At 52.9% G+C, this 23,733-nt stretch carries 20 protein-coding genes and 1 pseudogene; 11 read left to right on the forward strand and 10 right to left on the reverse strand.

All coding sequences use genetic code 11. The annotated features are described in order from the left end of the window. Nucleotides 1-99: 99 nt before the first annotated feature. Complete coding sequence (locus QWF21_RS07400) at nt 100-750, forward strand: hypothetical protein (protein WP_330087406.1); 651 nt, start codon at nt 100-102, stop codon at nt 748-750. On the opposite strand, the gene QWF21_RS07405 is transcribed toward QWF21_RS07400, so the two are convergent. Both QWF21_RS07405 and QWF21_RS07410 read right to left on the reverse strand, forming a co-directional pair. Then, on the reverse strand, nt 706-2,733 hold the full coding sequence (locus tag QWF21_RS07405) for a methyl-accepting chemotaxis protein (RefSeq protein WP_330087407.1): 2,028 nt from the start codon (nt 2,731-2,733) through the stop codon (nt 706-708). The genes QWF21_RS07400 and QWF21_RS07405 overlap by 45 nt on opposite strands. A 154-nt stretch (nt 2,734-2,887) precedes the next feature. Then, nucleotides 2,888-3,352 (reverse strand): annotated as a pseudogene (locus tag QWF21_RS07410) (aromatic amino acid lyase); the annotation flags it as partial. Nucleotides 3,353-3,672: 320 nt separating this feature from the next. On the opposite strand from QWF21_RS07410, the gene QWF21_RS07415 reads away from it, so the two are divergent. From QWF21_RS07415 to QWF21_RS07440, 6 genes are all read left to right on the forward strand, one after another. Then, complete coding sequence (locus tag QWF21_RS07415; protein WP_330087408.1) at nt 3,673-4,695, forward strand: MvdC/MvdD family ATP grasp protein; 1,023 nt, start codon at nt 3,673-3,675, stop codon at nt 4,693-4,695. A 38-nt stretch (nt 4,696-4,733) separates the two neighbouring features. After that, a complete protein-coding gene (locus QWF21_RS07420) occupies nt 4,734-4,895 on the forward strand; it encodes a bacteriocin (RefSeq protein ID WP_330087409.1) in 162 nt (53 codons plus the stop codon). Between the two features lie 172 nt (nt 4,896-5,067). Then, entirely contained in the window at nt 5,068-6,309 is a 1,242-nt protein-coding gene (locus QWF21_RS07425) for an HlyD family efflux transporter periplasmic adaptor subunit (RefSeq protein WP_330087410.1), read from the forward strand. Beyond that, nucleotides 6,309-8,396: a peptidase domain-containing ABC transporter gene (locus tag QWF21_RS07430; protein ID WP_330087411.1), complete on the forward strand. Its 2,088-nt coding sequence runs from the start codon at nt 6,309-6,311 to the stop codon at nt 8,394-8,396. The genes QWF21_RS07425 and QWF21_RS07430 overlap by 1 nt, the downstream gene beginning before the upstream one ends. Before the next feature lie 38 nt (nt 8,397-8,434). Then, on the forward strand, nt 8,435-9,442 hold the full coding sequence (locus tag QWF21_RS07435; protein WP_330087412.1) for a sialidase family protein: 1,008 nt from the start codon (nt 8,435-8,437) through the stop codon (nt 9,440-9,442). Beyond that, on the forward strand, nt 9,439-10,134 hold the full coding sequence (locus QWF21_RS07440) for a hypothetical protein (protein WP_330087413.1): 696 nt from the start codon (nt 9,439-9,441) through the stop codon (nt 10,132-10,134). The genes QWF21_RS07435 and QWF21_RS07440 overlap by 4 nt, the downstream gene beginning before the upstream one ends. Nucleotides 10,135-10,146: 12 nt before the next feature. Here the strand turns inward: QWF21_RS07440 and hutH are convergent, their stop codons facing one another. The 3 genes from hutH to hutC are packed head-to-tail and all read right to left on the reverse strand — an operon-like array spanning nt 10,147 to nt 14,093. Next, complete coding sequence (gene hutH, locus QWF21_RS07445) at nt 10,147-11,682, reverse strand: histidine ammonia-lyase (RefSeq protein WP_330087414.1); 1,536 nt, start codon at nt 11,680-11,682, stop codon at nt 10,147-10,149. Between the two features lie 3 nt (nt 11,683-11,685). Next, nucleotides 11,686-13,365: a urocanate hydratase gene (gene hutU / locus QWF21_RS07450; protein ID WP_330087415.1), complete on the reverse strand. Its 1,680-nt coding sequence runs from the start codon at nt 13,363-13,365 to the stop codon at nt 11,686-11,688. After that, a complete protein-coding gene (hutC, locus tag QWF21_RS07455; RefSeq protein ID WP_305943826.1) occupies nt 13,365-14,093 on the reverse strand; it encodes a histidine utilization repressor in 729 nt (242 codons plus the stop codon). Before hutC ends, hutU begins: the two co-directional genes overlap by 1 nt. A gap of 123 nt (nt 14,094-14,216) precedes the next feature. On the opposite strand from hutC, the gene hutI reads away from it, so the two are divergent. Both hutI and QWF21_RS07465 read left to right on the forward strand, forming a co-directional pair. Further along, entirely contained in the window at nt 14,217-15,437 is a 1,221-nt protein-coding gene (gene hutI / locus QWF21_RS07460; protein ID WP_330087416.1) for an imidazolonepropionase, read from the forward strand. Next, nucleotides 15,434-17,041 carry a putative bifunctional diguanylate cyclase/phosphodiesterase gene (locus QWF21_RS07465; protein WP_330087417.1) on the forward strand — a complete coding sequence of 536 codons (1,608 nt, stop codon included), beginning with the start codon at nt 15,434-15,436 and terminating at the stop codon, nt 17,039-17,041. The genes hutI and QWF21_RS07465 overlap by 4 nt, the downstream gene beginning before the upstream one ends. Here the strand turns inward: QWF21_RS07465 and QWF21_RS07470 are convergent. Together QWF21_RS07470 and rraA are read right to left on the reverse strand one after the other, a co-directional pair. After that, on the reverse strand, nt 16,989-18,068 hold the full coding sequence (locus tag QWF21_RS07470; RefSeq protein ID WP_330087418.1) for a formimidoylglutamase: 1,080 nt from the start codon (nt 18,066-18,068) through the stop codon (nt 16,989-16,991). The genes QWF21_RS07465 and QWF21_RS07470 overlap by 53 nt on opposite strands. A gap of 3 nt (nt 18,069-18,071) precedes the next feature. After that, complete coding sequence (gene rraA / locus QWF21_RS07475; RefSeq protein WP_330087419.1) at nt 18,072-18,557, reverse strand: ribonuclease E activity regulator RraA; 486 nt, start codon at nt 18,555-18,557, stop codon at nt 18,072-18,074. A gap of 203 nt (nt 18,558-18,760) precedes the next feature. Here rraA and QWF21_RS07480 point away from each other — a divergent pair, with 203 nt between their 5' ends. After that, entirely contained in the window at nt 18,761-20,635 is a 1,875-nt protein-coding gene (locus QWF21_RS07480; RefSeq protein ID WP_330087420.1) for a methyl-accepting chemotaxis protein, read from the forward strand. 35 nt (nt 20,636-20,670) lie between these two features. Then, entirely contained in the window at nt 20,671-21,399 is a 729-nt protein-coding gene (locus tag QWF21_RS07485; RefSeq protein ID WP_330087421.1) for a substrate-binding periplasmic protein, read from the forward strand. Between the two features lie 14 nt (nt 21,400-21,413). On the opposite strand, the gene QWF21_RS07490 is transcribed toward QWF21_RS07485, so the two are convergent. Genes QWF21_RS07490 through hslV form a run of 3 tightly spaced genes read right to left on the reverse strand, consistent with a single transcriptional unit; the run spans nt 21,414 to nt 23,677 of the window. Next, nucleotides 21,414-21,815: a gamma-butyrobetaine hydroxylase-like domain-containing protein gene (locus QWF21_RS07490; protein WP_330087422.1), complete on the reverse strand. Its 402-nt coding sequence runs from the start codon at nt 21,813-21,815 to the stop codon at nt 21,414-21,416. A 2-nt stretch (nt 21,816-21,817) separates the two neighbouring features. Beyond that, entirely contained in the window at nt 21,818-23,146 is a 1,329-nt protein-coding gene (gene hslU / locus QWF21_RS07495; protein ID WP_330087423.1) for an HslU--HslV peptidase ATPase subunit, read from the reverse strand. A 12-nt stretch (nt 23,147-23,158) separates the two neighbouring features. Next, the gene (gene hslV / locus QWF21_RS07500) at nt 23,159-23,677 is read right to left on the reverse strand and encodes an ATP-dependent protease subunit HslV (protein WP_330087424.1); all 519 of its coding nucleotides are present in this window, start codon (nt 23,675-23,677) and stop codon (nt 23,159-23,161) included. Nucleotides 23,678-23,733: the final 56 nt, after the last annotated feature.

Raw genomic sequence — 23,733 nt, forward strand, 5'->3', positions numbered from 1 at the left:
AGTGACTTTATCGGAGTTTTATCAGGCTTTTGTCAGGACTTAGCGTGCCTGGCTACGCATACTAACCTTAGTAGTTTTGCCACTCAGGGTAGAGTCGTTATGCGTAGCCAATGGTTATTATTATCCACTATTAGTACTTTGCTAGGGATAGCGGCAGGTGCTATTTTTTTGCTTTTTTCTGAACACTCCATCGTTTTTTCCCAACCCGCTCTGGTGCTCTCAGAGTTCTGGTCCACTTTCCTGTTGTGGGCTTTTGTCCTGCTGTTTGTGTCGGCCCTGATGTTTAATTTGATAGCTTTTATTGAAATGGACTCTGGCAACCGCTGGTTGTCATTGCCACAACGGTTTCAACGAGAGCAGGAACGGCTCAGGCAGCAGGAATTTTTTTTCAGTCGCCTGAAACAGTCTTTGCAGCAACATGGTGAGTTGGAGCCTGCAACCGCTGATGATAACGAGGTATTCTTTTGGCACAATCCAGAGAGTAAAACATTGGTGTATTTTCATCCTGATGCCGACAGCATGGTATCCATGGAGTGTTTGCGGGAGCGCTTTCAGCAAATGCTTGGCTTTCATTGCCAGCAAGGCATGATTATCAGCTTTCAAAGTTTTACCAGTCAGGAACGTATTTTTGCCCGCGAAGCAAATATTGAACTGATCGAGTACCAACCAGCCTTGATGGAAAAAGAATTTCGTTTTAGTTTCGGTTTAACCCCGCAAGCGGAAGGTCGCACTGGCGTGCTCCAGTTCTGATGCCAGCTTGGTGACATCCTGACTATGCGCCTGGGTGCTTTCGGCTTTATCCGAGCTGTTTTGCACCAATTGCACTACCAACTCCATCGCCGTCTCTATGGTTTCGCCCTGACTCAGCTGTGTCGCGGTTGCATCCGCGATTTTGCTATTGATGCCATGTATTTGGTGGATAGCATGGTGTATTTGCTGCAGCGCCTGCAATAACTGCTGATTTTCCTCGACACATTGGCTGGCATCCTGATTGCCCTGTTGCACCGCTTTTGCTGCCGCCATGGTGCTGTGCTGCAAGGTCTCTATCATGGCTTGGATATCGTTGGTGGCTTGCTGGGTGCGGCCAGCCAGGGTGCGTACCTCATCAGCGACCACGGCAAACCCCCGGCCCTGCTCACCTGCTCTGGCTGCTTCTATGGCAGCGTTCAGCGCCAGCAGGTTGGTCTGCTCGGCAATGCTGCTGATCGTATCGAGAATGCCGCCAATCTGTTTGCCTTGCTCACTCACCTGTTGCATCAAAGCATCAATACTGTGCAGTTGTTCAGCTAAGTGGCCTATGCGTTGATTGTTTTGCTCTGATAGCTGATGTACCTGCTGGTTGTGTTGCATGCCTTGCTGCATTTCGTGCACTGCTTGCTCTGCTTGCTCGGCAATATGCTGGCTTTGTGTGCTTAATTGGTGTGTGCTGGTGTTAATGTTGGCAATTTGGCTGGTTTGTTGCTGCAAGGCCTGACGAATATCCTGCACATCCAAACCGGAGCGCTGTGCATTCTGGTTCAGTTCGCGGGCGTAGTTTTGAATACGCTGGACCAGGCTACTAAGCGACTCGACCAACTGATTGACGTTATTGGCCAACTTGCCAAACTCGTCATCGCGCTGAATGGTCAAACGCTGACTAAGATCGCCTTTGGCCATCACGCCCAGCACCTGGTTGATTTTGGCCAATGGTTGCAGCATAGCGCGGATGGTCACCCAGGCAATGGCTGTGGCCAGCACGATAAGCACCAGCAATATGATGACATTGCGCCAATTGCCTTGTGAAATAGTACGGCTAACGGCTTGCTGCAGTTGACTGACTTGCTGATCGGCGGCACTGGCCATTTGTTGCAGGGCCATGATGCCGTTGCTGAGCTCCTGTTCCGCCTGGTACAGATGCTGGCGAGCTTGTTGCTGTTGCGTTAGGCGCTGCAGTTGCAGGCGAAGTAACGGTTGCTCCTGAAGTAAGTTCTGTTCCAGTTGTTGTCGCTGAGCCTGAAAATCCGACCAAAGCCCACCGGTGTCAATGTTTGCCACCAACTGAGCCAGGTAGTCGATATTGACCTGCATATCACTATAGGCGAAGTTGATATTGTCTTCACTGCGCTGCAACTGGCCGAGCTCGGTGGCATTCGCCACCTCTCGTAAGGTATTGATGAGGCCAAGCAACTGGCCGTCAATACGACCAGCGGTGCCTTCGATCAGCTCCAGCGTATCGCTATCGACCCCATCCAGATAGGATAGATCCAGTAACAGAGCACCAAGAGCATCCAATTGCTGCTCTAATTGCTGAAATACCTGCTGCACCTCCGCCCGGCTTTGCTCCACCTCCAACCTGAGCGCAAACATCTGCTGCACCGATTGCCGGTAGGCACTGCTGTATTGTTCGCTCTGCTGCAAAGCCTGTTGCAGCGCACTGTGTTGTTGGGAAAGTTCTGTCACTTGCTGCAGCAATTGCACCAGACCGTGGTCGGCTTGTGCAAATAGCTGGTGTTGCTGATTGATCAAAGCAGGTTGTTCGGCGGCAAACCCCTGAGCACTGGCGTTGGCCATGCTTAGTAGCTGAATTTGCGCTTGATTGCTAAGCTGCTGAGCAGGAATAGCGCGCTCATTCACATTGCGGGTGGAGGCTTCGATGGATAGAAAGCTCAGCAGCGCAGAGCCGCTGGCCACAATCAGCAGAAGGACCATCAAGCCAAATCCAAGGATGATACGGTGAGCAATGGTTAGCGTCATGGTAAGGTTCCAGCCTGATTGTTTTTTTTATTATAGCTGGTCCTGACCTTAGCAAACTTTGCACAACTGGTCTAGCCAGATGGGCTTAATGGTGTTTTAGCATTGCGCAATCAATCTGGCCCAGGCCCACTGCGGTGGACCTGGGTGTGAGCGCTTACTGGCTGGGCAGCATGGCCGCAGGCAGCAGGCTGCTTAAGCGGCCACTGGCCAGCAGCTCGGCGGCGGCTTTGATATCCGGCGCGAAGTAGCGATCTTCGGCATAAAAGCTGACCTGGTCGCGCAACAGCGCCCGGGCCTGTTCCAGCCGCTCGGTGGATTTAAGCGGTGCGCGAAAATCCAGCCCCTGCACCGAAGCCAGGTACTCGACGGCCAATACACCACGGGTATTGTCGGCCATCTGGGCCAGCCGCAGGGCGGCGAAGGTCGCCATCGAGACATGATCTTCCTGATTGGCCGAGGTCGGCAGGCTGTCGACACTGGCTGGGTGCGCCAGCGACTTGTTTTCCGATGCCAAGGCCGCGGAAGTAACCTGGGCAATCATAAAGCCACTGTTAACACCGCCATTGTTGACCCAGAAAGCGGGTCGCTTGTTCAGGTTAGCATCGTTCAATAGCGCCATCTAGCCTGTAAACACCTCAATCTATTTGGCATTGAAGGTGTCGGAATTATTCATTAAATTGCGCGCGGTTAAACTGTGAGCGTTTTTCAGTTAATTTGCGAGCTAAAAGTTATGATGAAAAACCTATGAGTTACATTTTGGGTGCTTGGTTTAAGTTGCAGGGAAATCGTTAATTATAACACACTCAATTGATTTTAAAGTGGTTAACCTATTTGCTGCGATGTTTTTTGGTGATAAATATGTGATTTTGTAGTTTTTTTGTTTTTTTTTGCATTCCCGCATGTAATATTTCCGCATCTTCATTCTTTGGTTTCTGTACGATGTCACCTGAAGTAATTATTCTGGCCCGTGAAAGTGATATGCACGCAAGTGTTGTTTCGAAAGCGCTTACAGCCACTGGAAAGAAAAACTTGATCTTGCCATTTTATGCATTCCCAACTGCAATGTGTATTTCATTCGAATTTGATGCGGATGGATCTTCTGTTGCCAATGTTTTCCATGGTGAAAATAGAGTTTGTTTTGAAAGTGTCAGCCGTGTTTGGTTTCGTCGAGATGTGCCTGCTAAGTTACATCCAACTCTTTTAGGAGATGATAGAGAGTTTGCGCGGCGTGAGTGTGGTGTGGTGATTTCCGGGTTGGAGGGGGCTACTGAAAAGGCTCTATGGGTTAATCCAAGGTCTGCTGCGCTGGCGTCCGAGAATAAAGTTTACCAGCTTAAATTAGCTCAAGTCTGTGGCTTCAAGATCCCAAAAACCCTTATTAGTAACGATCCAGGTTTAATCAGAAAATTCGTTATCAAACAGGACTCGGTTTATAAATCTCTGGCAGGTTATGTGTGGGATGATGGTGTTCAAAGAACGGCAACCTATACACGTCAGATCCATGCTCAGGATCTTAAAGAAGATAGTTCCCTTCAAAATGCACCAGGAATTTTTCAAGAGTTGATTGTGGCTGAATATGAAGTTCGGGTTTTTGTATGTGGTGAAACTTGTCTGGCGGTTAGGATAGTTTCAAATGTCCAACACGATAGTATTCGTGATTGGAGATTGCACCAAGATACACATCTGAAAGCATCCAGAATTGAAATCCCGCTAGGTGTGAGAGAAAAATGTTTGAAAATTATGGCAATGATTTCACTTGTCACAGCATCATTTGATTTTATGGTTGATATGAATGGCTGTTGGTGTTTTTTGGAGTTGAATTCATCTGGGCAATTTCTGTTCTTAGAAGAGTGGTGTCCAGATTTACCAGTGTTGGCTACTTTTTGTAGTTTTCTGAGTGATACTGCAAGAGGGAGGCAACGTGAAATAGATGCAAGCATAAAACTAAGCGATTTTGTTTAGCATCTGTATTTTTATAGTCTAATGAAGGAAGTTTTATTATGAGTAATAATGATCTGGGTTTTGTTTTATTGGGGCGTCAGCTGTCCATGGAAGAATTAAAGAACGTTTCTGGTGGAGATGTCATTACTTGCACACCAAGTATAGATGGCTGCGCAGATGATAATGGCAATGATGTACCTTGCTTTGAAGAAATTAGGTAATATGACCTGAATAACAGGTAGGGGTAGTTGCCTCTACCTGTTTTACTGAATGTTTTCCTGCTGAATGAGCGGATTGCTCTTACTATAATTTCCTCCAATGTTTTTTTTAATTTTTGGTGTCAACATAAACATTGTTTATAGCCATTTCTATATTGGTTCTATGTAATTAATCATGAAACCCCTTTTCCGTGAGCAAGTTCTCACTCAGCAATCTACACGGATGCAAGGCGAGGTCAGTCTGGTGCAGGTGCCGGCTTTTGCCTGGTTGACAGGCCTGATTGCCTTTATTGTGGTGTGCTCTCTGGTGTTGTTGCTCAGTAGCAGCTATAGCCGTAAAGCTGTGGTATTTGGTGTTTTGCAACCGCAGCAGGGTGTGATCCGAGTACAAACCTCACAGCCAGGAGCGGTTCAGCAATTGTTGGTGCAAGAAGGAGATCGTGTGGAAGCCGGCCAGCTTTTGCTGGAGTTGACCATGCAACATTTTTCGACGGAGCACTCAGAGTTGAATGCTTCCTTGCAGCAGGAACTGGCCGCTATTCTTGCGAATTTAACGCAACAGAAACAGCAGGAAATTGACCGTCAGCGCATTCGTTTGCAGGAGGTAGCTGAACGAATTGCCAGTGCGCAGCAACAATTGAGCCAGATTGAACAGCAACAGAGCACGTTTCAGCAGCGGTTGGAGCTCAACCAACATTTAGTCGAACAAATATCGCAGTTATCCGGCACGGGCTTTATTTCCAATCTGGAATTGAGTCGCCAGCAAGATACCTTGCTTTCATTGCAGCAGCAGGAGCAGGTGTTGCAAGGCCAGCGATTGATGCTGGAAGAGCAATTGAAGCAGCAGAAAAGCCTGCAGCTACAGCTACCGCTAGACCACCAGGCTTCGCATAGTCAGCTGGACAATCAAGTTTCAGAGTTACGCAACCAACAGACACGCCTGCAGCATGAGCAGCGCAGTGTGATAACAGCGCCAAAGGCTGGCGTGGTCAGCGGCATTCTAGCCAGACCGGGGCATTTTATGAATGCTGGCAGTATTATTCTTAGCTTACTGCCGGATGGTGCTGAACTGGAAGCCATTGTTTATGTGCCAACGCGGGCGATTAGCTTTATTGACATCGGACAGGAGGTTCGATTGCGTTTTCACGCCTTTCCTTATGAACGCTTTGGGGTGCATCATGGGCTTGTGCATGAAATCAGTCAAGCGGTGCTCTTACCGGACGAGGTGATTGATATGCAGCTTACTGAGCCCAGTTATCGGGTTCGAGTAAGATTGAACGCACAACAGATAATGGCATACAACCGGGAGCTACCGCTGCGGGCAGGAATGACGCTGGATGGGGATGTGATTACCGAGCGTCGCAGCTTGCTGCAATGGTTGTTTGATCCGATTTATAGCCTAAAAGGACAGTTGTAATGCAGGCCATGACTGAGAAACTGACATTTTGGCAGCGTAGTAGCTTGCCGATGGTCCATCAAACCGAGGCGGCGGAGTGTGGCCTGGCCTGTATGGCAATGGTGGCCGGTTTTCACGGTTATCAGGCCAGCCTGAATGAGTTACGGCAAAAGTTTTCGCTGTCGATTGAAGGCTGTACTTTACTTGATCTGATGAATTTTGCCGAAAAAATACAGTTGTCCAGCCGGCCACTTAGAATTGAGTTGGACGATCTGGCAGCACTGAAGACACCCTGTATTCTGCACTGGGATATGAATCACTTTGTGGTATTAAAATCTGTTCAGGGCAGTCAGGTCATGATCCATGATCCTGCCATGGGGTTACGTAAGTTCAGTTTGGATGAGGTCAGCAAACACTTTACCGGTGTGGCGCTTGAGCTGCTGCCAACCAATGAATTTACGCTAAAGCCGGGCCAAACCCGTTTGGGACTATCGAACTTCTGGTCGAAAATTACAGGTCTGAAGCGCTCGCTGATACTGCTGTTTACACTGTCGATTCTATTACAGGTATTTACCCTGGTAGCACCCTACTACATGCAGTTGGTGGTGGACGATGTGATCCTGACCAGCGACACCAGCTTGTTGTTGGTGCTGGCACTGGGCTTTGCGCTGGTATTGTTGTTTGAGGTGGCTACCAGTGCGGTACGAGGCTTTGTGCTGCTGCACTTTGGCAATCTGCTCAATATCCAAATGGCAGGGAATTTATTTCATCACCTGATCCGTCTGCCGCTCAGTTACTTTGAAAAACGCCATATGGGCGATGTGGTGTCGCGCTTTGGCTCCTTACGTAAGGTCCGGGAGCTGTTAACTACGGGAGTGATAGAAGCCTTAATCGATGGTCTGATGGCGCTAGCGATTTTAGCCGTGATCTTGGTCTACAGCCCTATGTTGAGTCTGGTAGTGCTGGTAGCAGTGTTGCTGTACGCCGGTTTCCGCTTGGCGATGTACCGCTCACTGCGTGCTGTTTCCGAGCAGGAGATTCTGGCGCAGGCCAAAGAGAACTCCAACTTTATGGAAACAGTACGCGGTATTCAGACCATCAAATTGTTTGGCTCGGAAGCCAAGCGTGAAGGTTTGTGGCAAAACCACTTTATTGATGCAACCAACCAGTCCATTCGTCTTGGGGTTTTCAATATTTCTTACCAAACCGTCAACCGCCTGCTGTTTGGTCTGGAGAATATTCTGGTGGTCTATTTGGCTGCGCGGTTGGTGCTGGTAGGTGGCTTTAGTACTGGTATGTTGTTCGCTTTTATGGCTTATAAAAGCCAGTTTATGGATAGAATGGCTCGTTTGGTCGAAAAGATGATTCAATTTCGTATGCTCAGCCTACACTTTGAACGATTGGGTGATATTGCCCTGACTAGCAAAGAGCAGGTCTACCCAGAGCAAGAGCGTGAGCAGCGGTTGCTGGATGGCCGGCTGGAACTGCAGAATATCTCTTTCGCTTACAGCGATGTGACCAAGCCGGTATTACAGGATGTTAGCCTGGTGATTGAACCTGGTGAGTCTGTTGCATTGGTTGGCCCTTCCGGTTGCGGTAAAACCACCCTCATGAAAGTGATGCTGGGCTTATTGCAGCCAGGCAAAGGGGAGGTGCTGGTGGATGGTATTCCTCTACCGCAGTTAGGTTTAGCAAACTACCGGCGACAGATTGCAGCAGTTATGCAGGATGACACCTTGCTCTACGGCACTATTCGCGACAATATCGTTTTTTTTGAAGAGCAATTTGATATGCGCTGGGTGGTGGAATGTGCCCAGATAGCCGCGGTGCATCAGGATATTGAGCAGATGCCCATGGGCTACAACAGCCTGATTGGCGATATGGGTTCGGCCCTATCGGGAGGACAGAGACAGCGCATTTTGCTGGCCAGGGCTCTGTACCGTCAGCCGCGTATTCTCTTTATGGATGAAGCGACCAGCCATTTGGACACCAAAACCGAGTCCTTTGTCAGCAAAGCCATTCAGCAGCTTCGTATCACCCGGGTGGTAATCGCCCACCGGCCTGAAACTATTGCCTCGGTGGATCGGGTGATTGAAATTAAGCACTGATAGTATAACTAAAGAGAAGAACTGAAGAGAAGAACGTTATGTATAAAACAAACTATGTCACTGGTTTGATTGTGCTGTTGATGGTTTCTGTTGCTAGCCTTGCAGAAGAGCAGTTTGTGATGATTGAACAGGGCCAAGGCCTGGACTTTGTGACTGCGTTTAGCCATCAGCAACAAAGTCTGTACTATGGACGCTCAGACCTGGATGTGAGCTTTTCCATCATTCGTCAGCTGGCGCTGGCCAATCGCCAGCCTGAAACGCTGGCGCTGGCCAGCGCTGTGGATTACGATTTCATCTCCTCACCTTCGGTCGTCGAGTTTCAGGGGCAGGAGTTTTTGTATTATCTGGTATCGGCCCGTTTTTGGGGGACTCAGGCACAGTGGCTGCGAGCGCCGCTTAGCGACCTCAAAGCGGCGGAGCCGGTGACTTTGCCGGGCAATTATGGCGCTTATTCCATTGCCAGGGTGTTGGCATTGCACGATGGCAGTTTGGGCATGGTGTACCGGGCCGGGCGCAGCCAGTTGTTTTTTAGTCGCTCTGTGGACGGTGTTACCTTTGGTGAGCCGGTTCAATTTGCGGTGGGAACCATGCCTGGCAGTGCCAGTTTTGCCGATGGGACTGTGCTGGTCAGTTACCACAATGGCCCTTCCATCAGTGAAATGGCGGGGCGGTTGCAAGTATCAGCCGATCTGGGGCAAAGCTGGTCTGACGTGGTGTCACTGCCTCAGCAGGGAAATATTCATGATCTTAGCCCGGTAAAGCGCCGGGATGGCAATATCGATATCTATTATTCAGCTCAGGGCGAGAATCAGCGTTTAGGGCTGTACCGAACTTGTGTGACCCCCGAGTTGACCTTTGGCCCGGCGGAGGAGCTGCTTTCCTCTGAGCAGGCGCATGCTGCCAAAAGTACAGCGCATCCTACCAGCAAGGGGTTGCTGCTGACCTTTACTCAGCAGACGGATGATTTACAAAAGGGTAATCTAAGCCTGATGTGGTTGGAAAGGGAAGCTCAGTCTTGCCCTGAGCCTGTGGCGGTAGCCGAATGATGCGTAACTGTCTGAGGTGGTATGCGCTGGTGCCGCTATTGCTGTTAGTAAGCTGCGCACAACCAACCGTTCACTTGAACCATCGTTATCTGGATGCGCAGCAGACCAGTGTATTGGTCACTGCATTGCAGCAGCAAGGGCTACGGGTGGAACTGAATCAGCATCCTTTTCCGGCACGAGTCAGTGAAAACACCCTGATCTACTCGCCAATGTTGCGAAACCCAGAGGCCACAGCCAGCCGGTTGCAGCAAGCGCTGGATGACACCGGTTGGCATCTGCGCGATAACCGCTTGCTGGTGGAGTCGAATCAGTGGTTTACCCGGGATAATCTGGGACTTTTTCTGGTACCGGCCGGGGTGCAGGTGCATGGTGGCCGCAGCGCGGTGGATTTTGCGCATCCCTACAGTGCCGAAGACTGTGACTTTGATTATCGGCTTAACTTGCAGCCAGATGGCCGCATGGTATTTGAAAGCGACAACCCGGCGTATCCATCCTTTCAGGCGAACTGGCGTCTTACCGGTTACCCTTATCTGCAGCTGTATCAGGAACAGCCCTACCTGAACTTTTATTACCAGATTGAGCGCAGTGATAGCCGCGATGCCATTGGCAAGGCGGCCATTACCCGCTTGTTACCACTAAGCACCCCAGTGCGGCTGCCGGCTTGCAGCCTGGTGCATGGGGTGCGGTATTAGTGCTTTAATCGCTTACTGGCTGGGCAGCATGGCCGCAGGCAGCAGGCTGCTTAAACAGCCACTGGCCAGCAGCTCGGCGGCGGCTTTGATATCCGGCGCGAAGTAGCGATCTTCGGCATAAAAGCTGACCTGGTCGCGCAACCGCGCCCGGGCCTGCTCCAACCGCTCGGTGGATTTAAGCGGTGCGCGAAAATCCAGTCCCTGCACGGCAGCCAGGTACTCGACGGCCAATACACCACGGGTATTGTCGGCCATTTGTGCCAGCCGCCGGGCGGCGAAGGTGGCCATCGACACATGATCTTCCTGATTGGCCGAGGTCGGCAGGCTGTCGACACTGGCCGGGTGCGCCAGCGACTTGTTTTCCGATGCCAAAGCCGCCGAAGTAACCTGGGCAATCATAAAGCCACTGTTAACACCGCCATTGTTGACCAAAAAGGCCGGCAGTTTGCTTAAGCTGGCATCAATCAGCAGCGCCATCCGCCGTTCGGACAAAGAGCCGACTTCGGCAATGGCCAGCGCCAGATTATCGGCCGCCATCGCCACCGGCTCGGCGTGGAAATTACCACCGGAGAGAATGTCGCCTTCTTCAGCAAACACCAGCGGGTTGTCGGTGACACCATTGGCTTCGGTTTCCAGCACCGCAGCGGCCTGGCGGATTTGCGTTAAGCAAGCGCCCATCACCTGGGGCTGACAGCGCAGGCTGTAGGGATCCTGCACCTTTTCACAATCCTGATGCGAGTCGCCAAGCTCAGAGCGCTCAGCCAGCAGATGGCGGTAAATGGCAGCAGCATCGATCTGCCCCTGCTGACCACGGATGGCATGAATGCGGGCATCGAACGGCGAGCGGCTGCCAAGGGCGGCTTCCACACTGAGTGCACCAATTACGCTGGCCGCAGCAAACAAGTCTTCGGCTTTAAACAGGCCTTCCAGCGCCAGGGCGGTGGAGGCCTGGGTGCCATTTAGCAGCGCCAGACCTTCTTTGGCCGCCAGCACCACAGGCGCAAGCCCAGCCAGTTGCAAGCCTTCTTTGGCTGGCAGTTGCTTGCCCTGATAACGCACCTCACCTTCGCCAATCAGCGGCAGTACCATGTGCGCCAGCGGCGCCAAATCGCCGGAGGCGCCGACTGAGCCCTGAGCCGGAATGCAGGGGTACACGCCTTGATTGATCATGGCAATCATCGCATCGATGATTTCTGGCCGGATCCCCGAATAGCCACGCGAAAGGGAGTTGACCTTTAAAATCATCATCAGCCGCACCGTCTGGTCGGCCATCAGCTCGCCATAGCCGGCGGCATGCGATAGCACAATGGAGCGCTGCAGCAATTCCAATTGATCCGGGGCGATCTTGGTATTGGCCAACAGACCAAAACCGGTATTGATGCCATAGACGGTTTTGCCTTTGGCCAGCACATCGGCCACGGTTTTGGCCGAGGCGGCAATCGCCGGGTAAGCGGCTTTATCCAGGGCAATGGCTTGGTCATTTTGCCAAAGCTGGCGCAATTGGCTCAGGCTGAGCTGGCCGGGTGTCAAGGTAAATGGGGTGGTCATAGCTTACTCCTTGGTGCTCAGCATCGGTAAATCCAGCCCTTGTTCGCGGGCGCAGTTTTGGGCAATGTCGTAGCCGGCATCGGCATGGCGCATCACGCCGGTACCCGGATCGTTCCACAGCACCCGGCCCAGTCGTTTGGCGGCCGCTTCGGTGCCATCGGCCACAATCACCACACCTGAGTGCTGGCTGTAGCCCATGCCGACACCACCACCGTGGTGCAGCGAGACCCAGCTGGCACCACCGGCGGTGTTCAGCAAGGCGTTCAGTAGTGGCCAGTCGGAGACGGCATCCGAGCCATCCAGCATGGCTTCAGTTTCACGGTTCGGGCTGGCAACAGAGCCGGAGTCCAAATGATCGCGGCCAATCACGATTGGGGCTTTCAGCTCACCGTTTTGCACCATCTCGTTAAAGGCCAGTGCGATGCGGGCCCGATCTTTTAAGCCAATCCAGCAGATACGGGCTGGCAGGCCCTGAAAGTGGATTTTCTCACGCGCCATATCCAGCCAGTGGTGCAGATGCGGGTTGTCCGGGATCAGCTCTTTGACTTTTTGGTCGGTCTTGTAAATGTCTTCCGGATCGCCCGACAGCGCCACCCAGCGAAATGGCCCAACACCTTCACAAAACAGCGGCCGGATGTAGGCCGGCACAAAGCCCGGGTAATCAAAAGCATTGTGCACGCCTTCATCCTTGGCCATCTGACGAATGTTGTTGCCGTAATCAACCGCGACCGCGCCTTTGCTCTGCATGTCGAGCGTGGCCTGAACTTGCACTGCCATTGACTGCTTGGCGGCTTTGACTACTTGCTCCGGGTTTTGCAGGCGACGGTCGGCGGCTTCGCTCATGCTCCAGCCTTGTGGCAGGTAACCATTCAGCGGGTCGTGGGCAGAGGTTTGATCGGTCACCACATCCGGGATGATGTTGCGCTCTACCAGCTCGGCAAAGACATCGGCGGCATTGGCCAGCAAACCGATAGACGTGGGCTTGCCGGAGGCTTTGGCTTGCTCCAGCAGCTGCAGCGCCTGATCCAGACTGGTGGCTTTGACATCGACGTAGCCGGTGCGCAGCCGGAAATCAATGCGGCTTTCATCCACTTCACAGGCAATCATATGAAAACCGGCCATGGTGCCGGCCAGTGGCTGAGCGCCGCCCATGCCGCCCAGGCCACCGGTCAGGATCCATTTGCCGCTGGCATCGCCATTGAAATGCTGTTTGGCCATGGCCACAAAGGTCTCGTAAGTGCCTTGCACGATGCCTTGCGAGCCAATGTAAATCCAGGAGCCGGCGGTCATTTGGCCGTACATCATCAGGCCTTTTTTATCCAGCTCGTTAAAGTGCTCCCAGTTGGCCCAGGCCGGCACCAGATTGGAGTTGGCAATCAGCACCCGGGGCGCATCCGGGTGGGTGGGGAAGACCCCGACCGGCTTGCCACTTTGCACCAGCAAGGTCTGGTCGTCTTCCAGCCGGTCCAGTACTTCAATAATTTTATCGAAGCAGGCCCAGTCGCGGGCCGCCCGGCCGATACCGCCGTACACCACCAGCGATTGCGGGTGCTCGGCCACATCCGGGTCCAGGTTGTTCATCAGCATGCGTTTGGCGGCTTCGGTCAGCCAGCTTTTGGCGGTTTTTTCCGCACCTTTGGTGGCGCGGATCACCCGGCTGTTATCGATACGTGGATCAGACATCATGAGCTCCTGGTTGCGCCTGCTGGCGCGAAATTTAAATGGCCCCCGAGCCGGTAACGGCTGCCCGGGGAAGTCAGATACGCCAGGCTGACGGCACCATCGCGGCTAAAGGTGCGACGGGTCAGACGCAGGCAGGGTTCGGGTTTTTTCAATTGCAAATGCTGGCAGGTGAAGCTATCCGGCAAGATGGCTTCCACCGTATGCTCCGCCTCGGTCAGCGGTGCCACCTGGCTTAAATACAGGTGCGGTGTGATGGCGGAAAAATCCTGCGCCATGTAATCCGGAACTTGCCGCGGATTAACGTAACGGGCTTCGAGCTGCAGCGGCTGTCGGTCTTCAAAATGCACAATTAGTGAGAAAAACACCCGCTCGTTGTGCTTTAAACCGAGCGCCGCCGCCACGGTGGCCGGACAGGGCAGCTCGGTGAGCTGGAGCAGTTCTGCCCGGTAGCTGTGACCGCGGCTGTGGATTTCATCGGCAATGTTGCGAATTTCCAGTAAGGAGGATTGCGATTTCAGTGCCGCAACAAAGCTGCCGACGCCCTGGGTGCGGTACAAAATGCCTTGCTCGGTCAGCTCTTGCAGCGCGCGGCGGGCGGTCATCCGGCTCACCGCAAACTGCTCGGCCAGCTCGTTCTCGGATGGAACCCGGCTGTGCTCGGGCCAGGCACCGATTTCGATCTGCGTCAGCATAAAATCTTTGATTTCAGCAAATTTGGCGACGGCCATGCGGTGGCGATCCCTTGGTGGCAACGGTTGCTAATAAAAATAGCCGATCTTGGTTGTATATACAAGTTTTTGCGGTACACTATTTTTATTAAAACAGTACTGAATTGATCCCGGAGTAGCTTAATGACTGAATTTGATGCGGTTTGGCTCAATGCCAATCTGGCCACCATGCAAGCCGGCAGCGAACCCTATGGCGCCATCACCGATGGTGCTATTGCTGTGAAAGATGGCCGCATTGCCTGGCTGGGCCCCAAAAGCGAACTTCCCGCCTTTGATGCGCTTAGTACCCCTTTGTACGATGTGCAGGGGCAGTGGCTTCTGCCGGGGCTGATCGATTGCCATACCCATTTGGTCTATGGCGGCAACCGGGCCAATGAGTTTGAACTGCGGCTGCAAGGGGCCAGCTATGAGGCCATTGCCAAAGCCGGGGGCGGTATTCGCTCCACCGTTAAAGCCACCCGCGAGGCCAGTGCCGAGCAGCTGTTTGTGCTAGGCAAAGACCGGCTCAATGCCTTGCTGTCGCAAGGAGTGACCGAAGTGGAAATTAAATCCGGCTACGGGCTGGACTTGGCCAGCGAGCAAAAAATGCTGCAGGTAGCGCGTGAGCTGGCGGCCCATCATCCCATTCGTATCCATACCACCTTTTTAGGGGCTCATGCCTTGCCGCCGGAATTTAGTGACAGCGATGCCTACATCGATTACCTGTGCCAGACCATGTTGCCCGAGCTGCACCGACAGCAGCTGGTCGATGCGGTCGATGTGTTTTGCGAAGGCATCGGCTTTAGCGTTGAGCAAAGCCACCGGCTGTTTGAAACCGCCACAGCGCTGGGATTGCCGGTCAAAGCCCATGCCGAGCAGTTGTCCAACCTGGGTGGCAGTGCTTTGGTGGCCGAGTTTGGCGGCCTGTCGGCCGATCACATCGAGTATCTGGACGAAGCCGGTGTGCAGGCGATGGCCAAAGCCGGCACCGTGGCAGTGCTGCTGCCGGGTGCTTTTTACTTTTTAAAAGAAACCAAAAAGCCGCCGATTGAGCTGCTGCGCCGCTACCAGGTGCCGATGGCGGTTGCCACCGATCTTAACCCAGGCACCTCGCCGCTGTGCAATCTGCCGCTGATGCTGAATATGGCCTGTACCTTCTTTGCGCTAACCCCGGAAGAAGCTTTGCTTGGTGTGACCCGTCATGCCGCGACAGCGCTGGGTATCCGTGATGCCGGAACTTTGGCGGTTGGCAACAAAGCCAACTTTGGCTGTTATGCCATCAGCCAGCCGGCGGAGTTGGTGTATCAGCAGGGGGTAAATCCTTTGCGACAATTGGTTGTTGCCGGGCGTCAGCTACAGATTTGACCTTTACTTTACAATCCAGACAAAGTCGTTATGCTAAGCCAATACCTGATGCTGAGTTATCCCAAATGCGCTATCTGAGTCTCTTGTGCCTGGGGGCATGTCCTTATTTTGTCTGGGCCGCTGATGACAGTTTCTCTGCCTGGCTGCCCTGGTGGCCATTGCTGCTGGTACTACCGATTGTGGTGCTGTTATGGCAGAACCGAAGGCTGCAGCAACAACTGGCCAGGTCAGCGGAGTCCCCGTTGCGCGTGCATCAGCTTTTGCACGATGAAATCACAGGTTTTCCTAACAAAGAATTATTGCGCCAGCAATTGACCACGGTGTTTCAACAGCAAGCTGATAAGCATTGTGCTCTTTTGTTGTTCAAAGTGACTCAGTTTGAGGCCATCAATGAAGCGCTGGGTTATCGAAACAGCAACTTACTGCTGATGCAACTGGCCCACCGCATTAATGAGCAATTGCATGCACAGGAGGCTTTGCTTTGCCTGGAGCTGCGGGAGCAAAAAGCCATCCGGCTGTGTCATCTTGGTGGTGTCGATTTTGTAGCCTGGGCGGATATTTCAAGGTCCCCTTATTTGGCAGAGCAATTAGCAAGGCAAGTGGAGCAGCATGTTGTGCAGCCGCTATTGCTGCAAAGTAGTGCGATGAGCTATCAGGTATGCACCGGGATTGCTTACTTTCCGGAGCACGGAGGGCAACTGAATGAATTATTGGAGCGGGCTTATCTGGCGTTGCAACACCACCGCTGGCATACCCCAGATAATGCGGTATTTGATCCTGGTCTGCTGACATACACCGATGACAAATTACGCTTTATGGCCGAGTTGCGCCAGGGCATCGAACAGCAGCAGTTGGCGCTCTATGTCCAACCACAAATGGATCTAAAGCAAGGAACCTTAGAGGCTGCTGAGGTGTTGGTTCGCTGGCAACATCCAAGACTTGGCCAGTTAGCGCCGGATGATTTTTTGGAGACTGCCGAACAGCTTGGGGTTATTTATTCACTGACACAATGGGTGTTGCAGCAATCCATCCAAAGCCTGGCAGAGCTGCAGGCAGAGTTTCCAGCGATGAAGCTGGCAGTGAATTTATCCAGCAAAGATCTGTTGCAGGATGAGTTGGTGGATTTTATTCAAGCCTTATTGCTGCAACACCAGGTCAGGCCGGCTAGCCTGGTGCTTGAACTGACCGAGCGAGCTCTGACACATGAACCCGTGCAGGCAATTACCATGTTGTTGCGTTTGCAGCAGTTGGGTGTTGAGTTGGCGCTGGATGATTTTGGTACCGGTTTTTCTTCCCTGTTTCATTTACGGCAGTTGCCAATCAGCCATGTGAAGATTGACTGCAGCTTTATCAACGACCTGCATAAAAGCGATACCCATATTGCCATTACCGGGGCTATTATCGATATTGCCAGAAACCTTGGTTTGGGGGTGGTTGCTGAAGGGATTGAGGAGAAACAGGTTGAGCAAAAGCTGTTGACGATGGGTTGCACCAGAGGCCAGGGTTTTTACTACTCCCGGCCTTTTGAGCTAAAAGGGCTGGCACCCTGGCTTAAACAGTGGCAGAAGTCGTCTGGTCCGGCAGGTTCGCCCGCGCCTGAATAAAGGCATAACACAAGGTGGCCAGTACCTGGCCCGTATGCAGCATGCCAGCTTCGATGCCGGCAGGGTGTCTGGCAGGTGCTGCTTCAGCCAGGTGCACATAGCGACAGCGTGGTAATTGAGCCAGTTGATAGACATAGTGCTCGGCGGCCTGTACCGACAGCCCGCTGCTGGTAAAAGCGCTGACAGGCATGCCTTCAATGCTGTCGGTATCCAGCTCAATACCAATGGCACCTTCGGAGTTGGCCACAAAGTCGATGCACTGATCCACGGCCTCAGGCCATGAGAGCTCATGTCGCGGGCTGAGCTTTTGCAGGCTGATAAACTCTGCTTCTGCCTGCTGCAGAGCATCCAGGCTGACTTGATTGTTCTTTAGTTCATGCAGGCCTAAGACAAAGTACTTATCCAGTAATTGCTCTGTTTTCGCATAGCTAAAGCCATTGCCGCTGTGACGACCTTCCTGCGGGCGGAAATCTGCATGAGGGTCCAGATTGGCACAGCTGACAGGCAAAGCTGTTTGCTTGGCCAGTGCTTTGATAATAGGGTAGGCATTGTTATGGCCGCCGCCAATGATCAGAACATCAAAACCTGCGGCAAAGAGCGGCAGTATGGCTTGCTCTACTTGTTGGTCCAACTCTGCGCACAGCTGTCGCAGTTGTTGCAATTGCGCTGGGTTCGTGGCATCCAGCTCACGGCTTTGCAGCAACAGCTTGCTACAATCCACTTCGCCAGCCAGCAGGATTGGGCCTGCGGCTTGGGTAAAGGCATTGGCTTGCAAGTTAAGCCAGCAGTGTAAAAAGGCTTGCCAGCCCAGCTCTGCTCCCCCCTGACCGAGGTTGGCTCTTGGGCCAATGTCTTCCGGGATCCCTAGTAGGGCAAAGCGGGCACCTTTGGCCCTGGCTTGCTGCAAAGCTTCGGCGATTGGCAGTGCCGGGTCTGGCAGCAGGACACTTTGACCCTGGCGTTGTTCTGCTGGCCTGGTTTTAAACCAGGCATTCAGTTGTTCGGTGGTGTAACGCAGCAGTGCCATGGCTTATTCAATATCCAATGGATCGGGAGACAGAATAATGCCGGTATTGTCGGCGTAGAGGTGATCATCGGGTAAAAAGGTAACACCAGCAAAATTCACCGGCACATCCAGTTCGCCGAAGCCTTTGTCATCAGCCCCAACCGGGATGGCATTGATGGCCTGAACGCCGACATCGAAATCCTCCAGTGCATCCACATCCCGCACACAGCCATAGCAGACAATGCCTTCCCAGCCCTGGCTGTTAGCCAGCGACACCAGCTCGGCATCCAGCAAAGCACGGCGGCTGGAACCGCCACCATCAATCAGCAATACCATGCCTATACCTGGTTCAGCCAGTACCTGACGAATAAGACCATTGTCTTCAAAGCACTTGATGGTGCGTACCCGGCCACCAAAGGAGCGGCGGCCACCGTAGTTGCTGAAAATAGGCTCTACCACATCAATTGAGTCGGCGTAGAGATCGGATAATTCAGAAGTATTGTATTCCATGGGTGGCTCCGGATGAACAGCGCGGGTAACCCATAGTATAACTGGCCTGTGTGACAGCTCAAGCGCTTATCTGCGCTATCAGGAAGTTAAGTAGGGTACTTGGTATCTGGCAGGATTTTTTTCTGCTATTCTCGCGCACCTTTTCCAAGCACTGACTATGCTTGTTAATGCATTCAAAAACCTTCGCTTGTTAGGAGAGCAGTATGTTCAGACAATTTAGTATCAAACAACGGTTGATGGCCAATGGTATTGCGTTACTGCTTGCCATGTTGGTGATGCTGTGGCTACTGTTTTACCAAAGCAGCCAGTTAACCAGTCTGGCTCAGGCGCAGGAAAGTGTGCAGCGGCTCAATACCGATGTATTGATGTTTCGACGCCATGAAAAGGATTTCTTGTTGCGATTTGAAAGCCGTTACCTGGAGCGCATGCAGCAGCATTATAGCGGTACGCAGCAATTAGTCGGCAGCCTGGATGCCAACCTGCAGCAGCATGGCATTGATCGTCGCCCTTTGCAGGAGTTCAGTCAATTGACCGAGCGCTACCAGCAAAGCTTTGCAGCTTTGGTGCAGCAATATCAGCGCATGGGGCTGACACCAGAGCAGGGGTTGCAGGTGGAGTTGCGTCAGGCCGCCCAGCAGATTGAACAACTGGTGCAGCGGCGTGGCGATGATCGTCTGATGGCGCAATTGCTGTTGTTGCGTCGCCATGAGAAGGATTTCCTGTTACGACGTGATGCGGATTATTACCAGCGTTTCGGCCGTGAAGTACAAACTCTGCAGCGCGCTATTCAGACTGATATGGTCGATGCTGCAGGCGGCCAGCAAATGCAGCAGTTGCTATCGGATTACCAGTTGGCTTTTTCCAATCTGGTTTCGGCTTACCAGCAGGCCGGGTTGGATCAGAACTCTGGCTTACAAGGAGAAATGCGGCGGGCGATTCAGGCTACTGAGCAAAGTTTGCAGCAACTATCCGAGGCCACCGGTCAAGCCATCAGCCGTGCCGTAGATCGTACCCAATGGCTGGCTTTAAGCTTTTTTGTGTTGGTACTCGTACTGGCGTTGTCTCTGGTATTTGCAACCAGCCGCAGCATTTTGCAACCCATACTGGCTGTGTGTCAGACGGTGGGGTTGATTCGGCGCGACAATGATTTCCGACAGCGCATTCAGGTGGAAGGCAAGGATGAAATGACCCAGCTGGCCAATGATGTCAATGGCATGATTGGTGACTTTCAGGATCTGGTGAATAATGTCAACCAGGCCCTGGAGATGCTGGATACCGCGACCCAGCAACTGGCCAAATCGACCAATGAAACCAGCGATGGCATGCAGCTGCAGCAGCAGGAAAGCGATATGGTGGCAACGGCTGTCACCGAAATGGGCGCCACCATCAATGAAATTGCCGGCAATACCGAAAGCACGGCCAGTCGTGCCAGCAGCACCAACGACAACGCTCAGCATGGTCAGCAGGAGGTCGAAAAAACAGTGGCCGGTATTCAGCAGTTATCCGCTGAATTACAGGATGCTACCCAGGTGGTCGAAGCGCTGGAGCAAGACAGCCAAACCATTGGATCGGTGCTGGATGTGATCCGCGGCATCGCCGAGCAAACCAATTTGCTGGCACTGAATGCTGCGATTGAAGCAGCACGTGCTGGTGAACAGGGCCGGGGCTTTGCGGTGGTGGCGGACGAGGTTCGCAACCTGGCGATGCGGACGCAGGAATCGACCCGGCAGATTGAACAGATTATTGGGGGGTTGCAGGGGCGGACCAAAGACATTGTCCAGGTGATGTTGCATTGTAGGGAGCAGGGGCTGGCCAGTGCTGACCAAGCGCAGTTGGCCCGGCAGTTGCTGGAGCAAATCACCGAAGATGTCAGTGGTATTATGGACATGACCACGCAGATAGCGGCGGCCATCGAAGAGCAAAGCCAGGTTGCTGCCGAAGTGAACCAGAATGTGGTGAAAATTCGTGATATCTCGGTGCAGTCCTATCAGCATGCGCAGCACAATGCAGAGGTCAGTGATGAAGTGGCGGTGCAGGCAGCCCGCTTGCATCAGACGGTGGATCGCTTTAAGGCCTGAGGTGACAAGGTAAGGTGTGGCAGAGGGGGAGAGGCATGCAGCTGTTGTTGGGAGCCGCACTTATGCTGGCAGCGAATGCTTTACCAACAGAGCCGTTAACGGCCGTCACCACTCCGATGGGTAGCTACCAGACCATGGTCGATGGGGAAGTGGCCGGCAGCAATACGCTTTGGGTGCGGCAACTGCTTAATGAGGCAGGTTTGGATGCAGACTTTGTTATCTACCCCTGGGCCAGGGCCTATCAACTGGCACGAACTGAGCCCAATGTGCTGATCTACGCCATGGCCCGCCTGCCCGAGCGTGAAAGCCAGTTTCACTGGATTGGCCCTATCGCCAACTTTGAGCTGGCAGTACTGGTAAAAACAGAACAACAGGCGGCACTCAAACAGCAGTTACTTCAGGGGGGCCGTATGAGTTTGGCGGTGCCGCGTGATCATGCTGCGGTGCCGTTGCTCAAGGCGATGCCTGAAGCTGGCCAATTGGATCTGTTTTTCACGGCCACTACCGACGAGGCCTTTCAGCTATTGGTGCATAAACGGGTGGATGCGGTGGTCGAAAACCCGGCATTACTGACTGAGCTGCTAGAGCCTTATCAGTTGCCTGGTGATACTTTGCAGCTGTTATGGCTATTGCCTGTATCAGGTGCTGCCGCTTACCTGGCTGCCAGTAAAACAACCGATCCCCATCTAGTGGAGCGGTTGCAACAGGCCTGGCAGCGTTTGTATGGTGTTTCGCAACCGATGCCGCGCGAGCGGCCAGAATGACACTGCTAGTGGATTTAGTCCCTGTGGGGTGGGGCTGAAGCATCAATAAAGCGAATGGGCACATTATCTTGCTGTGCTTTGGTTGTCGCCAACCGCTGCTGATACTGCTGCCACAGCCTTGCTTGCTCTGTTGCCAGTTGCTGCAGGTAGGCCCACCGATAAATTCCGGTTTGATGGCCATCATCAAAGCAAATTCGTACTCCGTAATGACCACTCGGCTCCAGCCGTTCGATGCCTACCGCTTGCTTATTTACTACCAATACCGGTTTGCCATGGCCTTGTACTTCGGCCGAGGGGGAATGCACCCGTAAAAACTCGGCCGAAAGGGTGGCACTGCTGCCATCGGCAAAATGCAGCTCCAATTGCTTGCTGCGTCTGTGATAATGCAGCTTGCGGACCACAGCAGCTTTGGTCATGATTACAGAATAAAGCGACTTAAGTCTTCGTCCTGCACCAATGCATCCAGATGTTTATCCACATAAGCTGCATCGACCAACACGCTCTGACCGGCATGATCAGCCGCTTCATAGGAGATTTCATCCAGCAAACGCTCCATCACGGTATAAAGACGACGGGCACCGATGTTTTCGGTTTTTTCATTGACATGAAAAGCCGCATCAGCCAGCTTGCGAATGCCATCTTTGGTAAATTCCAGCTTGACCCCTTCGGTCGCCAGCATGGCAATGCTCTGCTCGGTTAGCGAAGCCTTGGGCTCGGTCAATACCCGTTCGAAATCGTCGGCGGTAAGCGCGGATAACTCGACCCGGATGGGCAAGCGGCCCTGCAGCTCTGGTACCAAATCCGACGGCTTACTCATCTGGAAAGCACCCGAAGCGATAAACAGAATATGATCGGTTTTGATCATGCCGTGCTTGGTGTTGACGGTACAGCCTTCAATCAATGGCAGTAAGTCACGTTGCACCCCTTCGCGGGAGACATCCGGGCCGCCGGTATTTTCCCGCTTACAGATTTTGTCCACCTCATCCAAAAACACAATGCCGTTTTGCTCTACCAGTTCAATGGCTTGCAGTTTCAGCTCTTCTGGATTGACCAGGCGGCTGGCTTCTTCTTCTACCAGCAGTTTAAAGGCATCTTTGATTTTTAGTTTACGCTTTTTCTTACGCTCGCTGCCGAGGTTCTGAAACATGCTTTGCAACTGCGAGGTCATTTCTTCCATGCCAGGCGGGGTCATAATTTCGATACCGATTTGCTGCTGAGCGATGTCAATATCGATTTCTTTATCATCCAATTGGCCTTCGCGCAGCTTTTTGCGAAACACCTGACGGGTGTTGCTGTTTTCTGCCGGCTGCTCGTCTTGCCAGTTATCACGGGCGCGTGGCAAGAGCGCATCCAAAATACGCTCTTCGGCCGCTTCTTCCGCCCGGTACTGGTTCTTGGCAATTTCCTGCTCGCGCAGCATTTTTACCGCACTGTCGGCCAGATCGCGGATAATGCTTTCCACATCTTTGCCGACATAGCCCACCTCGGTGAACTTGGTGGCTTCGACCTTGATAAAAGGCGCATTGGCCAGTTTGGCCAAACGCCGGGCAATCTCGGTTTTCCCCACCCCGGTCGGGCCTATCATCAGAATATTTTTCGGTGTGACTTCCTGGCGCAGGGCTTCAGGCAGTTGCATCCGGCGCCAGCGGTTACGCAGCGCAATGGCCACGGCACGCTTGGCCTGGTGTTGGCCGATGATGTGCCGATCAAGCTCGTGCACAATTTCTCTGGGTGTCATATCGGACATAAGGTAACCTGCTTATAACTGTTCAATGGTGTGGTGCTGGTTGGTAAATACGCAAATATTGCCAGCGATGGTCAGACTTTTCTCGACAATGTCCTTGGCGGCCAGCTCGGTATTTTCCAGCAAAGCGGTGGCTGCAGCCTGCGCAAAAGGGCCGCCGCTGCCGATGGCAATCAGATCATGCTCCGGTTGGATCACATCGCCGTTGCCGGTGATGATGAGTGATGCGGTGGTATCAGCTACTGCAAGTAATGCTTCTAAGCGTCTTAGCATGCGATCAGTACGCCAGTCTTTTGCCAGTTCCACTGCAGCTCGCATCAGATGGCCCTGATGCATTTCCAGCTTGGCTTCAAAACGCTCAAATAAGGTAAAAGCGTCGGCAGTGCCACCGGCAAAGCCAGCCAGTACCTTGTCGTGATACAGGCGGCGTACTTTGCGGGCGTTGCCTTTCATTACGGTATTGCCGAGAGAAACCTGGCCATCGCCGCCCAGTGCGACCAGGCCATTACGGCGGACAGAAACTATGGTAGTCATGAGGAGCCCTTATGGCATTTTCGATGAAAGCTATCTGAGGGCTCCGTCAGCGCTTT

It is taken from the genome of Alkalimonas mucilaginosa (genome assembly GCF_036327005.1).
Classification (GTDB): Bacteria; Pseudomonadota; Gammaproteobacteria; order Enterobacterales; family Alteromonadaceae; genus Alkalimonas; species Alkalimonas mucilaginosa.

Coding starts and splice junctions, on each gene's coding strand:
- QWF21_RS07440 (WP_330087413.1), top strand. CDS start 9,439: ATGATGCGTAACTGTCTGAGGTGGTATGCGCTGGTGCCGCTATTGCTG.
- QWF21_RS07430 (WP_330087411.1), top strand. CDS start 6,309: ATGCAGGCCATGACTGAGAAACTGACATTTTGGCAGCGTAGTAGCTTG.
- hutI (WP_330087416.1), top strand. CDS start 14,217: ATGACTGAATTTGATGCGGTTTGGCTCAATGCCAATCTGGCCACCATG.
- rraA (WP_330087419.1), bottom strand. CDS start 18,557: ATGGAATACAATACTTCTGAATTATCCGATCTCTACGCCGACTCAATT.
- hutU (WP_330087415.1), bottom strand. CDS start 13,365: ATGTCTGATCCACGTATCGATAACAGCCGGGTGATCCGCGCCACCAAA.
- QWF21_RS07425 (WP_330087410.1), top strand. CDS start 5,068: ATGAAACCCCTTTTCCGTGAGCAAGTTCTCACTCAGCAATCTACACGG.
- QWF21_RS07405 (WP_330087407.1), bottom strand. CDS start 2,733: ATGACGCTAACCATTGCTCACCGTATCATCCTTGGATTTGGCTTGATG.
- hutC (WP_305943826.1), bottom strand. CDS start 14,093: ATGGCCGTCGCCAAATTTGCTGAAATCAAAGATTTTATGCTGACGCAG.
- QWF21_RS07420 (WP_330087409.1), top strand. CDS start 4,734: ATGAGTAATAATGATCTGGGTTTTGTTTTATTGGGGCGTCAGCTGTCC.
- hslU (WP_330087423.1), bottom strand. CDS start 23,146: ATGTCCGATATGACACCCAGAGAAATTGTGCACGAGCTTGATCGGCAC.
- hutH (WP_330087414.1), bottom strand. CDS start 11,682: ATGACCACCCCATTTACCTTGACACCCGGCCAGCTCAGCCTGAGCCAA.
- QWF21_RS07485 (WP_330087421.1), top strand. CDS start 20,671: ATGCAGCTGTTGTTGGGAGCCGCACTTATGCTGGCAGCGAATGCTTTA.
- QWF21_RS07415 (WP_330087408.1), top strand. CDS start 3,673: ATGTCACCTGAAGTAATTATTCTGGCCCGTGAAAGTGATATGCACGCA.
- QWF21_RS07435 (WP_330087412.1), top strand. CDS start 8,435: ATGTATAAAACAAACTATGTCACTGGTTTGATTGTGCTGTTGATGGTT.
- QWF21_RS07400 (WP_330087406.1), top strand. CDS start 100: ATGCGTAGCCAATGGTTATTATTATCCACTATTAGTACTTTGCTAGGG.
- hslV (WP_330087424.1), bottom strand. CDS start 23,677: ATGACTACCATAGTTTCTGTCCGCCGTAATGGCCTGGTCGCACTGGGC.
- QWF21_RS07470 (WP_330087418.1), bottom strand. CDS start 18,068: ATGGCACTGCTGCGTTACACCACCGAACAACTGAATGCCTGGTTTAAA.
- QWF21_RS07490 (WP_330087422.1), bottom strand. CDS start 21,815: ATGACCAAAGCTGCTGTGGTCCGCAAGCTGCATTATCACAGACGCAGC.
- QWF21_RS07480 (WP_330087420.1), top strand. CDS start 18,761: ATGTTCAGACAATTTAGTATCAAACAACGGTTGATGGCCAATGGTATT.